Origin of the sequence: Providencia sp. TYF-12, assembly GCF_041344805.1 — a bacterium.
GTDB lineage: Bacteria > Pseudomonadota > Gammaproteobacteria > Enterobacterales > Enterobacteriaceae > Providencia > Providencia huashanensis.
Genome location: NZ_CP166833.1, coordinates 2,633,949 through 2,647,393, shown reverse-complemented (window position 1 = coordinate 2,647,393; position 13,445 = coordinate 2,633,949). Strand labels below are relative to the sequence as shown.

Sequence of the window (13,445 nt, the reverse complement as noted above, 5' to 3'; positions counted from 1 at the left end):
TGTGTTATATTATAACATTTCAAAATTAAAATCACGGAAAAAGACTGCTATGATACATAAATCGAAACATATTGCCCGTAAATTTCTTTTCGGGGCGGTGGCAACATCCGTATTGAGTGCAACTATGGTGTCTGCATCCTATGCGGATGTTGTCACTTCAATTCGTCCATTAGCTTTTATCGCAGCGGGAATTGCTGACGGTGTAACCGGTACCCAAGTTCTCCTTCCCGATGGCGCATCCCCCCATGATTATGCGCTTAAACCTTCTGATTTGAAAAAAATTAAACAGGCTGACTTATTCGTTTGGGTTGGACCGGATATGGAAATGTTTTTACAAAAGCCAATCAATACGTTACCACAGAATAAAAGACTAGCATTGGCCGAGCAGGAAAATATCAAATCATTACTTTTAGCAGAGCCTCACGAAGATGAGCACACCCATGAACATGGTGATGAGGCTAACTATGACAAGGATCACGAACATCATCACCATGGTGAGTATAATATGCACATCTGGTTATCCCCAGACATTGCAAATTCTGCTGCACAGGACATTTATGAACATTTAGTAGAGCTTTATCCGGAACAAAAAAATAAGCTAGACGTAAACCTTCGTAAATTCAAAGAAAATATGGCGCAAAATGATGAAAAAATTGCTAAGATTTTGCAGCCAGCTAGAAACAAGGGTTATTTCGTTTTTCACGACGCTTATGGCTACTTTGAAAAACACTATCAATTAGCTCCATTGGGGCATTTTACGATAAATCCGGAAATACAGCCTGGTGCGCAGAAATTACATCAAATACGAACTCAATTGGTTGAGCATAAAGCGCAATGTGTTTTTGCTGAGCCACAATTCAGGCCTGCTGTGATTGAAAGTGTAGCACGTAATACGGGAGTAAAAATGGGAACTCTCGACCCACTTGGAATTGGGCTGGCTATAGGGCCAGATAGCTACATGCAGTTTTTGACACAATTGTCGGAACAATACGCCAGCTGCCTGAATTAAAAAATAGAAGGAATTGTTTAAGTGCAGCAAATGGCCAAAAGTCTGGCTCAGGTATATGGTAGCCTGTCTAGAACTCACAAAATTGTATTAAGTACGCTCACAGTAGCTACCATGGCCGTCGCAATTTGGCGGCCAGTCCATATACCAGCCACTTCTGAAAATGATGGTACGCCTGATACTATTATTCCACTCTCTTTACTTTCTCCTCGTGACGCCACTGACGATATAATTCAAGATAGTAGCGATCAACTTCCTGATGAAGGGTTAGCTGACACTGAGGCTGAAGCTGCTGAGACCGGTGGAGAGGTTGCGCCATTACCCCATGAGTATGTTGTGGCAAGTGGTGATAATTTAACAACCATTTTAACCCAATTCGGTATAGAAGCAGGTGATGTTGCGACGCTATCAAATCAACATAAATCACTAAGAAATCTTAAAATAGGTCAATCGTTAAATTGGTCTTTGACAGATCAAGGCGAGTTAGAGTCTTTAACATGGGAGGTTTCTCGCCGTGAAACTCGTGTGTTTACCCGTGTTGGAGCAACGAATAAATTTGAAGAAGCTAAACAAATTCGCACTGGCGAATGGACAAATAGCGTCTTAAAAGGGACAGTCGACGGTACATTTGCACAAAGCACGAGTAAAGCAGGTTTAACGCGTAGTGAAGGTCGTGACGTGATTAAAGCTTTACAATGGCAAGTTGATTTTCGTAAATTGAAAAAAGGCGACAAATTTAGTGTTCTAATGAGCCGCGAAATGCTTAATGGTCGTAGTGAGCAAAGCCAGTTAATAGGTGTTCGGTTGCAAACTAATGGGAAAAGCTATTATGCATTCCGTGCGGAAGATGGCCGTTATTATGACAGTGAAGGGAATGGTTTAGAACGTGGTTTTTTACGTTTCCCAACGGCAAAACAATTTAGAGTTTCTTCCCAATTTAACCCACGTCGTGTAAACCCGGTTACAGGGCGTGTAGCACCTCATAAAGGTGTCGACTTTGCTATGCCAGTAGGGACACCTGTCCTTGCAGTAGGGGATGGCGAAGTGATTGTATCGAAATACAGTGGTGCGGCAGGGAATTTTATCGCGATCCGCCATGGTCGCCAGTATACCACTCGCTATATGCACTTACGTCAATTATTAGTGAAGCCAGGCCAAAAAGTTAAACGTGGTGATCGTATTGCATTATCTGGTAATACAGGGCGTTCAACGGGGCCTCATTTGCATTTTGAAATGTGGGTTAACCAACAAGCAGTGAATCCACTAACAGCAAAATTACCAAGTTCTGGTGGTTTAACGGGGAAAGAAAGGAAAGAATACTTAGCGTTAGTTAAAGAAACAAAACCCCAACTTAAACTGCAATAATTAATGATCTTATTTTTCATAGCTGGCAGGTACTTGTATCTGCCAGTTTTCTTTGTAATGCTTTCGAAAATTATTATTATAGGCTATAAAAGATAGCCGTTATTCACTTGAGTGCAGCATGAATAAAGACCAAGACACTGATAGTAAAAAAGGGTATGTGCCAACCTTTCATCGTTCCTATCTACTACCTAAATATTGGGGAGTTTGGATGGGCGCAGCTGTATTAGCAGGCTTAGCTTACATCCCTGTTAAAGTTCGGGACCCATTACTAGCAAAGGCAGGGAAATGGGTAGGACGGGTAGCTAAAAGTGCGCGTCGTCGCGCTAAAATCAATTTACTTTATTGTTTCCCACAATTAACGGAATCACAAAGAGAACAATTGGTTGACCGCATGTTTGAAACTGCGCCGCAGTCTTTTGTTATGTTAGCTGAATTATGTCTTCGCGGAGCAAATAAAACACTCGCAAGAACACATTGGCATAATGAAGAAATCATTGAACGCTTAAAACAACAACAAAGTAATGTGATTTTTATGGTGCCTCATGGTTGGGCAGTTGATGTCCCAGCTATGTTATTAGCGGCAAGAGGTCAGACTATGGCCGCTATGTTTCATCACCAGAACAACCCTGTAGCGGATTATTTATGGAATAAAGCCCGCTATCATTTTGGTGGGCGTTTACACTCAAGGGAGGCGGGTATCAAACCGTTTATCGCCTCTGTCAGGCAAGGATACTGGGGGTTTTATCTTCCAGACCAAGACCATGGTGAAGAGCACAGTGAGTTTGTCGATTTTTTTGGTACTTATAAAGCGACGTTACCTGCAATTGGTCGGTTGATGAAAGTGTGCAAAGCAAAAGTTGTTCCGCTATTTCCTGTATATGACCATAAAACACATCAATTACATATTTATATTCGTGAACCGATGGATGATATTGATGGTAAGGATGATGAATATATAGCACGAAGAATGAATGAGGAATTGGAATACCTTGTTTCACCGAACCCTGAGCAATATACGTGGATATTGAAATTACTAAAAACCCGCAAAGAAGGGGAAATTGAGCCTTATCAGCGTAAAGATTTATATCGCTAACTATCGGATACTATACGTTAACAATGAAATGAGCCCCCGCCTGAATAGGCGAGGGCAAAAGGTTATTCGACTTCTAAAATACGGCAAGTATTGGTACTACCGATAGTCCCCATCAAGTCACCTTGAGTAACTAGGACAATATCACCACTCATTAAATAGCCGTTGTCGCGTAGGCGAGTTACCGCTTCATTGGCGGCAGCAATTCCATCAGTATGGGTGCTACAGAAAACCGGAGTAACGCCACGGTATAGTGAACACTGGTTGAGTGTTTTCTCATGGCGTGACATTGCAAAAATAGGCAAGCCAGAACTAATACGTGACATCATACGAGCGGTACGGCCTGATTCTGTCATCGCAATAATGGCTTTAACCCCTTTAAGGTGGTTAGCTGCGTACATTGTTGACATCGCAATAGCTTCTTCTGGGCTATTAAATTCTGCATCTAAACGGTGTTTAGAGACATTCAAGCCAGGCATTTTTTCTGCGCCAAAACACACTTGCGCCATCGCAGCAACAGTTTCTGCTGGGTATTGACCTGCTGCCGTTTCAGCTGAAAGCATAACCGCATCTGTACCATCAAGCACCGCGTTTGCTACGTCCATAACTTCTGCACGAGTTGGCATTGGGTTGGTGATCATCGATTCCATCATTTGTGTCGCGGTGATCACGACGCGGTTTAATTGACGTGAGCGGCGGATCAATTTTTTCTGAACCGCGACCAGTTCAGGATCGCCAATTTCAACACCGAGGTCACCACGAGCAACCATAACGACATCAGATGCAAGGATCACTTCATCCATGACTTCATCATTAGCAACGGCTTCGGCACGTTCAACTTTCGCTACAATTTGGCATTCACAGCCTGCATCTCGTGCTAAACGACGTGCATAATCTAAGTCTTCACCTGAACGAGGGAAAGAAATAGCTAAATAGTCTACGTTAATTTTTGCTGCGGTTTTAATGTCTTCTTTGTCTTTATCAGTTAATGCTTCAGCAGAAAGGCCACCGCCTAATTTATTAATGCCTTTATTATTTGAGAGCTGACCACCAACCGTAACTTCAGTGAATACTTGCAGGCCTTGGACTTCACGTACTTTTAATTGAACACGTCCATCATCAAGGAGCAGGATATCGCCAGGTACTACATCAGCAGGCAAACCTTTATAGTCAATACCTACTTTTTGCTGATCGCCTTCCCCTTTACCTAGGTTAGCGTCAAGAATAAATTTGTCCCCAACATTTAAGAAAACTTTGCCATCTTTAAAGGTAGAAACGCGAATTTTTGGACCTTGTAAATCACCGAGGATCGCAACATGACGACCTAAACGAGCGGCAATTTCACGTACTTTATTAGCACGTATTTGATGGTCTTCTGGAGTTCCGTGGGAGAAGTTAAGGCGAACAACGTTGGCACCAGCGTTAATAATTTTTTCAAGGTTATTATCACGATCAGTAGCTGGACCAAGAGTTGTAACAATTTTAGTTCTTCTAAGCCGTCTAGACATGTATTACTCCGTTGACCTGTATGGTGTTGATAAAAGAGTGAAACCATTTCACTCCATTTCGAAACCTGTTTACTGCAAATAGGGATGCTGACACGAGCACAGCTATTATATACTGCGAATATTTTTATGCTATCAGGTCTGCAAAACTATTAAAGTCTGATAAGCAAAGAAAATCATTCACACTGTCAATTTATTGTATTCAGGCATTATCAAACCGCGAATCACGTAATGCTTCTTTGACGCGCTTCAAGTTATCTCTAAATTTTTCACCTCTTCTTAACGTAAAGCCAGTGGTTAACACATCAATAACAGCGAGCTGTGCCATTCTGGAAACCATTGGCATGTACATATCCGTATCTTCTGGGACATCGATAATAATGGCAAGGGAGGCGGCTTGTGCTAAAGGGGTATTTTCTGAGGTGATAGCAATTACGGTGGCATCATTTTCACGGGCTAAATAAGCCATATCAACGAGTGCTTTGGTTCTTCCTGTATGGGAAATTAACACGATGACATCTCCTTCAATACTATTGATGCAGCTCATGCGTTGCATAACAATATCATCAAAGTACATGACAGGAATATTAAAGCGGAAAAATTTATTCATCGCATCATGAGCGACAGCCGCAGAAGCACCAAAACCAAAAAAGCTTATTTTTCGTGCTTGCGTTAATAAATCGACTGCTCGATTGATGGCACTGATATCTAAGGTATGTTTTACGTTATCAAGGCCTGCCATAGCTGATTCAAAAATTTTGTGTGTATAAGTGTTTACGGTATCCGTTTCTTCCACATGGCGGTTTATATAGGGGGTGCCATTCGCTAAATTTTGTGCGAGCCGTAATTTAAAATCAGGGAACCCTTTAGTGTCCATTTTTCGGCAAAAACGATTCACTGTTGGTTCGCTAACGTCTGCTAATTGTGCTAAGGCTGCGATACTAAGATGAATAGCGTTTTGCGGCATGCCTAGAATGACTTCAGCCACTTTTTTTTCTGATTTACTTAAAAAATCGAGACTCATTTTCATTTGTTCTAAAATATTCATATAGCAAAAGCGCCTATTTCATCGAAAGGAGAAATTTTTGAGCCATCACGTTATCCTAGTGTTGATTTTAAGTTTCTTATTCATGAGGCTGTTATGGTGTGTGAAAATATACTATGTATGATGTGTAAACTATCTGAATGCAGAGGCTAAATGGTAGCTTTTTTGTGAAACTTTGACCCGTATCTAATTTTCAGATTAGTAAACATCCTACAGATTTGGTTATTTTGTTTCACGGGCTGGCTCCATTCAGTTTTGATGCGCACTTTTCGTACAATAAAGAATATTCCCGTTATAACATGAGATTAGGACAAAATTATGTTGTTTTTTTCAGCATAAAAACTGTGATCGGCATCATGAACATTTACTGGACACTTGCAACAGGGTACATTAGCGGAATTAGGGCTAATTTTAACAAAATTACAATAAGGCCTATCCTAGTTAGGTCTTAGATTCCGCAAATTGAGGAGAACCAATATGGCGGTACATAATGCTGCTCAAGCTTGTGACTTAATTATCTTTGGCACCAAGGGTGACCTTGCACGTCGCAAACTGCTGCCGTCGCTTTATCAATTAGAAAAGGCAGGCTACATTCACCCAGACACGCGTATCATAGGTGTTGGCCGTGCAGAGTGGAGCCAAGATGATTATGTTAACTTCGTCGAAGAAGCGTTACATAAGTTCTTAAAAGAGGAACTCGATTCAGCATTGTGGGAAAAGCTCAGCGCACGCTTAGATTTCTGTAACTTGGACGTTAATGAAACAGAAAGTTTTGTTCGTCTCGCTGAAATATTAAAACAAGATTCCCAGCCAGCTATCCATTATTTCGCTATGCCGCCAAGCACATTTGGGGCTATGTGCCAAGGGCTGGGTCATGCAAAATTAAATAAAAAACCTAATCGTGTCGTAATGGAGAAACCATTAGGAACGAATTTGGCATCCTCACAAGAAATTAATAATGAAGTAGCGAAGTATTTCGATGAAAGCCAAGTTTATCGTATTGACCACTACCTTGGTAAAGAAACGGTTTTAAACTTATTAGCTCTGCGTTTTGCTAACTCGTTATTTATTAATAACTGGGATAATCGCACTATTGACCATGTGCAAATTACCGTAGCAGAAGAGGTTGGTATTGAAGGTCGCTGGGGTTACTTTGACCAAGCAGGGCAAATGCGTGATATGGTACAGAACCACTTGCTGCAAATTTTAACGATGATAGCAATGTCACCCCCAGCAGATTTAACGACCGACCGTATTCGTGATGAAAAAGTGAAAGTATTACGTTCACTGCGCCGAATCGACCACAGCAATGTGCGTGAAAAAGCTGTTCGTGGGCAATACACTGCAGGTTTTGTGCAAGGCAAAAAAGTCCCTGGTTATTTAGAAGAAGATGGGGCGAATAAACAAAGCATGACTGAGTCATTTGTTGCCCTGCGCGTAGATATTGATGATTGGCGTTGGGCTGGCGTTCCTTTCTACTTACGTACCGGTAAACGTTTACCTGCAAAATGTTCTGAGGTGGTTGTTTACTTTAAAAAACCGGCATTGAATATTTTCTCTGAAAGCTACCAAGACCTGCCGCAAAATAAATTAACCATTCGTCTACAGCCAGATGAAGGGATTGATATTGAAATTATGAACAAGGCACCGGGTCTTGATCATAAACATCGGTTACAAACTACAAAACTGGATTTAAGCTTTTCAGAAACTTTCAATCAAACACACTTAGCCGATGCCTACGAACGCTTACTACTCGAAGCGATGAGAGGGATCCAAGCATTGTTTGTACGACGTGATGAAGTAGAAGAAGCGTGGAAGTTTGTTGATTCCATTATTGATGCATGGGCAATGGATAATGACGCACCAAAACCATACCAAGCAGGTACATGGGGGCCGATTGCTTCTGTTGCCATGATTGCTCGCGATGGGCGTTCTTGGAATGAATTTGAGTAACAGCTGATGTTATTTAGTTAACTCATCCCGCAAAAGCCAAACAATTGTTTGGCTTTTTTTGTCGTGAGGGGGAGATAAACACTTAGAGAATTAACTCACTGCGGCCCGTGGCAACCATATGAATAATGCCTTGTTCGATACGTAAACAGGCCATTTTGGCTGCGTCAGGTACTGAAAGCCCCGCAAGAAGTTGGGCGGTTAACTCTGCACCAAATAAGTCACCAGTCCCTTTGGGGGTCACGGGGTAACGTTTGTGACGGATCACCGCAACCTCATGTTGTGTCACGCAAACTACCTCGATATTGTCTTCATCAGGCTGAAATGCGCTGGTGATAATCACCCATTGAGTATTACCTTTTAATAGCGTGCGTGCCGCGTTAACAGCGTCATCTAAATTATTGACCTGTTTACCACTCAATGTCATTAATTCGAATTTATTTGGAATGATACCCGTTGCTAAAGGGATGACCTTGTCACGGTAAACTTCGGCGATTTCTGGCGGAATATAAAAGCCGCTATCTTCATCCCCCATAACTGGGTCAACAATAACTGGCAATGTTGGGCGTTGCTCCCGAATGCGTATTAGCCAGTTAGCTAAGTCTTGTGCTTTCTCAGGGGAACCTAAGTAACCTGTAAGGATAGCTCTTACTGAGTCTAAACTACCTCGCTCTATAAAGCCGTTTAAGTAGCCACGAAACCATTCACCAGGCAATTCACCACCATAGCAAGTAGAATAATGTGGGGTATTGCTGAGTACCACAGTGGGAACGGCAGCAACACGCAGGCCTTGCTTGGTGAGTGCAGGTACCGCAATACTATTACCGACGCTACCATAAATAACTTGAGATTGGATTGATACAACATCATAGGGTAGTGGAGTCGCATCGGCGGCATTTTGAAAACTATTGGAGGTAAGGCTGAAGGTGTTCATGACTCTCTCTTAGGTATATTTCAATCATATAGCTACTATAAGAAGCTTGTTCAACTGGCTTGTCAATGTTAAAGATCAAATAGCATATTAGTGCTGCCTGTAAAGTGAAAAAAAGGGTAAAAATCTATTTTTTTATTAAAAAATATTTGTGTAAAACGTATTATCTTCGACTGTTTATTCGTTTTTAGAATGCCAAAGTCACGTTTATCGTGTTTATCGATGCATAATTATGCGATTTTTTATTCAAACTAAAAGGTGTTTATATTCATTGACTTAATAAAAATGACATGCTAAAAATAAGCAGTAATTAACTATCAACATGAGGGTTCGGAGTAAATTGGGTAGATGTCTACCTGATGAAAAGAATGAGATATCATGCTTAGCTCAACTAGCGGCAAGATCAGTAAGTCCCAAAAAAGAACGACACATCGGCTTTTCCTTTCAGCTATCCTTTCCAGTGAACACTACTGGTGTGGTGCATTATAGCGTCTCTCTCGATTATTCATTCTGCTGAATAAACTCAGCAACACGTTGTTATTTATTTGAATTTTCAACAACTGCGTATGGGTATTTTGACCCCTTGGTCTGTATAAAAAATAGTCTATTACGCGGCTGCATATAGAGAGATATTATAATGATTTATTGGATATTTTTAGTATTAGCTATCATAACCGAGGTTATCGGTACCTTATCAATGAAACATGCCAGTGTCAGTGGCGATTTCACCGGTATGGTGGTGATGTATGTCATGATAGCAACATCATATATTTTATTGGCCGTTGCAGTAAAAAAAGTGGCTTTAGGTGTGGCATACGCACTGTGGGAAGGTATCGGGATCTTATTTATTACGACATTTAGCGTAATGTGGTTTGGAGAAACGTTATCACCCATGAAAATCGGTGGGTTAGTATTACTGATCACCGGTATTGGCTTGATTAAATCAGGGACCAAAAAAGCCACTGTTCGCCAATCTGCACAAAAGGTAAAACAAGTAACGCAAAATGCGGTCAATGCAGCCAAAACTAATGCTCTAGTTGGACGCGAAGCTAAGTCGGAGGCATAAGATGGCCAGTCATTTTGAATGGTGGCATGCAGCCTTTTTGATCCTAGCAGTAGTACTCGAAATTATCGCCAATATTTTACTAAAGATGTCGAATGGTTTTAAACGATATTGGTTAGGTATTTTATCGTTGGTGGCGGTATTAGGGGCTTTTAGTTCCTTAGCCCAAGCAGTAAAAGGCATTGAATTATCAATTGCTTATGCTCTATGGGGCGCGTTTGGTATTATTGCCACAGTAGCTGCAGGCTGGATACTCTTCAACCAGCGGCTAAATTATAAAGGTTGGGGTGGGATAGTGCTGCTATTGCTAGGAATGGTGCTGATTAAAATGTCTTAACCTATTTGGTATATTGAAAAGTAATATAAGCCCAAGTCGGACTGAGGAGTTCGGCTTGGGCTTATTGTTATCTATCAATAGGTTAAAAGTATATTCTTTTAATTTTTGCCTTTTGTCGTAGTTGCATCTCGCACTGATTTGACATCACTAACCGTCACTTTCTCTGCATTATTCCCCCAACTACTACGGATGAACGTCAATAAATTAGCCATTTGTAGGTCATCTAAACGCCACGCAAAATCAGGCATAGTTAACCCGGTTGGCGCATCTTGAGTCACAGGGACTTGGCTGCCATTTAATACTATCCTTATCAAAGAGTCGGGTTTTTCACTTAAGACTACTGGGTTGCCTGCAAGGGATGGGAAGGTTTTAGTATAACCCTGACCATCAATACGATGGCATGCAGAACAGTTGTCCATATACTCTTGAGCACCAGGTTGGCTCATATCTCCGGCAACTAACGAAGTGGTTGTGTTGCTAGTTGTTGAAGACGCTGAGTGTTTACTCGTTGATGTTAATGATTTTAAATACACGGCTATTGACGTTAGGTCTTCATCTGACAAATATTGTGTACTATTTTTAATCACATCAGACATTGAGCCAAATGCGGCATTTTTATCATTATGGCCAGTTTTTAAAAATTGAATGATATCTTGCTTAGACCAATTACCTAATCCACTTATCGCATTTTCAGTTAAGTCAGGTGCATACCAGTTATCGATTAGTGCCCCTGTTAAATAAGTCTGATCAGATTGGTCTAGTGCTTTTTCTGCGAATCCAATCCCCCTAGAGGTATGGCAGGCCCCACAATGCGCTAACCCTTGAACTAAATAAGCACCTCGGTTCCATTGTTCGCTTTTTGAATTGTCTGCTTGATAAATACTGTTGTCTAAGTAGATTTCATTCCAGACAGCCAGCGGCCAGCGCATACTGATTAGCCAAGGGATATCACTTTCTAAGTTGGCTTGCTTTACAGGTTTAACTTGCGTCATGAAATAATCATAAATCATGCGCATATCTTGGTCAGTCACTTTTGCATATGAAGTATAAGGCATCGCGGGGTAGAGGTTACGGCCGTCTTTGGCAACCCCCTCACGTACTGCCTTAACGAAGTCATCATAACTATAATTACCGATACCAAACGTTTTATCTGGTGTGATATTTGAAGAATAAACGGCCCCAATTGGGGTGATCATCTTCAATCCTCCCGCGAAAGGAGCTCCGTCTTTAGCGGTATGACAAGAAATACAATCTCCAGCTGCGACCAACTGTTGACCATTAGTGAAATTATTGTCTGCTTTGGCTGCAATGCTACAAAGGCCAATAATCAATAATAGAGAGTTTATTTTTAGCTTACCCATCATATTCCCCTTTATTTAGGCTTGAACCAAAGGACCTGGGTTTGGTAAATAAAGTTCACGTATAGCGTTTGCAGCAAACAGTGCTGTCGCACCCACTATCCCGGTTGGGTTATAAGCAAGGTTTTGTGGAAAACAACAAGCCCCTAATACAAATACATTGGGAACATCCCAAGTTTGCATGTACTTATTGACGACACTATTTTGTGGGGAGTCACCCATCACTGCACCACCGGTGGTATGGGTTGATTGGTATGGGCGTACATCATAATGTGCATCCATTGACATAAACCCCATTTCATAATGTTTAGGGTTCATTCTTTTTGTTATTTCTTCAGCCTTAGAACCGACAAAGCTAGTCATTTTCAATTCGTTGGGTTGCCAATCGAATGTCATTCTTAACAGTGGTAGGCCATGCTTATCTTGGTAAGTTGGATCAAGGTCTAGGTAACATTGTTTATAAGGCATGACAGACCCTGAGGCCCCAATATGCATTGAGTGTAAATAATTTTCTTTAATAGCTTTTTTCCAACCTGTTCCCCATGTTGGCGAATCTTTTGGTATCGTCATTTGCTGAATAGGGCGTCCACCTGAAGTTGTCGTCGATATTGTTGAACCGCCGATAAAGCCTAGTTGGCTATGGTCAAAATTTTCAGCGTTATAGTTATCAATAAAACTACCTGTGCAGCCCGCGGCGGCGAATGGATTCATGAATTGGTTTTGATCGTAAAATAAAGTGACTCCACCGTTCATTTGATAAGCAAAGTTACGACCGACAACCCCTTCTCCTGTAGTAGGGTTATAAGGCTTTCCTATATTCGATAACAAAAGTAGCCGGACATTATGTAATTGGAATGCACTTAAGATAACAAGGTCTGCTGGCTGTACAACACGCTGCCCATGGCTATCTATATAAGTGACTCCCGTTGCTTTTTTCCCCGTCGAATCCATATTGACTTGAACAACATGTGAGTTTGTTCGTAATTCAATGTTCTTATGTTGCCTTAATGCTGGGAGCACACAGGCTTGAGGGGATGCTTTAGAATAGTTAAAACAGCCAAAACGTTCACAATAACCACAATAATTACAAACCCCAAGTTGAACGCCATAAGGGTTGACGTAAGGCTCTGTACAGTTAGCACTTGGTGTTGGGAAAGGGTGGTAACCAAGGGATTTTGCTGCTTCATTAAATAATATGGATGAATATTGCATTTTTAATGGTTTAGTTGGATAAGGGTTTTTCCGTTCAGACTCGAAAGGGTTTCCTCCATCCAAAATTTTGCCATTAATATTACCGGCTTGGCCTGAAGTTCCACAAATTTTTTCAAATTTGTCAAAATAGGGCTCCATTTCTTCATAACTAAAAGGATAATCCTGTACAGTCATGTCCGATGGAATAAAGTCAGCCCCATACTTTTCAATAACAGTACTGCGCATTTTGATATCTGCATGTAACGGTCGCCAAAGCATGCCATTCCAGTGAACACCCGCACCACCAACCCCATTTCCGGGCAAGAAAGAGCCTAAACGCCGATAAGGCAGCGCAGTGTCTGATTGTTTATGCCTTACCGTTATGGTTTCTCCAGATATATTTTGGAATAATTTCAGTCGAATACCATAAGTCAATTCATCTGCAATTCGAGGATAAGCAAAATCAGGATAAGTATCCCGTTTTTCACCTCGTTCAAGAGCGACTATTTTTAGACCTGTATTGGCGAGCTCCATGGCCATTAATGACCCAGTCCAACCAAAACCCACAATGACAATATCAACAGGATCTTTTTTAATTTCCATG

At 41.3% G+C, this 13,445-nt stretch carries 11 protein-coding genes; 6 read left to right on the top strand and 5 right to left on the bottom strand.

From position 1 onward, the window contains the following. Positions 1-49: 49 nt before the first annotated feature. From znuA to lpxM, 3 genes are all read left to right on the top strand, one after another. The gene (gene znuA, locus ABE954_RS11945; protein WP_042843892.1) at positions 50-1,009 is read left to right on the top strand and encodes a zinc ABC transporter substrate-binding protein ZnuA; all 960 of its coding nucleotides are present in this window, start codon (positions 50-52) and stop codon (positions 1,007-1,009) included. A gap of 21 nt (positions 1,010-1,030) precedes the next feature. After that, on the top strand, positions 1,031-2,371 hold the full coding sequence (gene mepM, locus ABE954_RS11940) for a murein DD-endopeptidase MepM (RefSeq protein WP_129465874.1): 1,341 nt from the start codon (positions 1,031-1,033) through the stop codon (positions 2,369-2,371). 118 nt (positions 2,372-2,489) lie between these two features. Next, positions 2,490-3,464, top strand: coding sequence for a lauroyl-Kdo(2)-lipid IV(A) myristoyltransferase (lpxM, locus tag ABE954_RS11935; RefSeq protein ID WP_166686507.1), 975 nt, complete (start codon positions 2,490-2,492; stop codon positions 3,462-3,464). Positions 3,465-3,526: 62 nt separating this feature from the next. On the opposite strand, the gene pyk is transcribed toward lpxM, so the two are convergent. Beyond that, entirely contained in the window at positions 3,527-4,969 is a 1,443-nt protein-coding gene (pyk, locus tag ABE954_RS11930) for a pyruvate kinase (protein ID WP_042843889.1), read from the bottom strand. A gap of 199 nt (positions 4,970-5,168) precedes the next feature. Continuing rightward, entirely contained in the window at positions 5,169-6,014 is an 846-nt protein-coding gene (locus ABE954_RS11925) for a MurR/RpiR family transcriptional regulator (protein WP_042843888.1), read from the bottom strand. A 474-nt stretch (positions 6,015-6,488) separates the two neighbouring features. Here ABE954_RS11925 and zwf point away from each other — a divergent pair, with 474 nt between their 5' ends. Continuing rightward, a complete protein-coding gene (gene zwf / locus ABE954_RS11920; protein ID WP_371025466.1) occupies positions 6,489-7,964 on the top strand; it encodes a glucose-6-phosphate dehydrogenase in 1,476 nt (491 codons plus the stop codon). Between the two features lie 82 nt (positions 7,965-8,046). Here the strand turns inward: zwf and pdxK are convergent, their stop codons facing one another. Next, positions 8,047-8,895, bottom strand: a complete 849-nt coding sequence (gene pdxK, locus ABE954_RS11915; protein WP_048607124.1) for a pyridoxine/pyridoxal/pyridoxamine kinase — start codon at positions 8,893-8,895, stop codon at positions 8,047-8,049. 634 nt (positions 8,896-9,529) lie between these two features. Here pdxK and mdtJ point away from each other — a divergent pair. Both mdtJ and mdtI read left to right on the top strand, forming a co-directional pair. After that, entirely contained in the window at positions 9,530-9,958 is a 429-nt protein-coding gene (gene mdtJ / locus ABE954_RS11910; RefSeq protein ID WP_042843885.1) for a multidrug/spermidine efflux SMR transporter subunit MdtJ, read from the top strand. A gap of 1 nt (position 9,959) precedes the next feature. Continuing rightward, on the top strand, positions 9,960-10,292 hold the full coding sequence (mdtI, locus tag ABE954_RS11905; RefSeq protein WP_042843883.1) for a multidrug/spermidine efflux SMR transporter subunit MdtI: 333 nt from the start codon (positions 9,960-9,962) through the stop codon (positions 10,290-10,292). Positions 10,293-10,390: 98 nt separating this feature from the next. Here the strand turns inward: mdtI and ABE954_RS11900 are convergent, their stop codons facing one another. Continuing rightward, the gene (locus ABE954_RS11900; RefSeq protein ID WP_371025465.1) at positions 10,391-11,656 is read right to left on the bottom strand and encodes a cytochrome c; all 1,266 of its coding nucleotides are present in this window, start codon (positions 11,654-11,656) and stop codon (positions 10,391-10,393) included. Between the two features lie 12 nt (positions 11,657-11,668). Next, positions 11,669-13,444: a GMC family oxidoreductase gene (locus ABE954_RS11895; protein ID WP_129465875.1), complete on the bottom strand. Its 1,776-nt coding sequence runs from the start codon at positions 13,442-13,444 to the stop codon at positions 11,669-11,671. Position 13,445 lies beyond the last annotated feature (1 nt).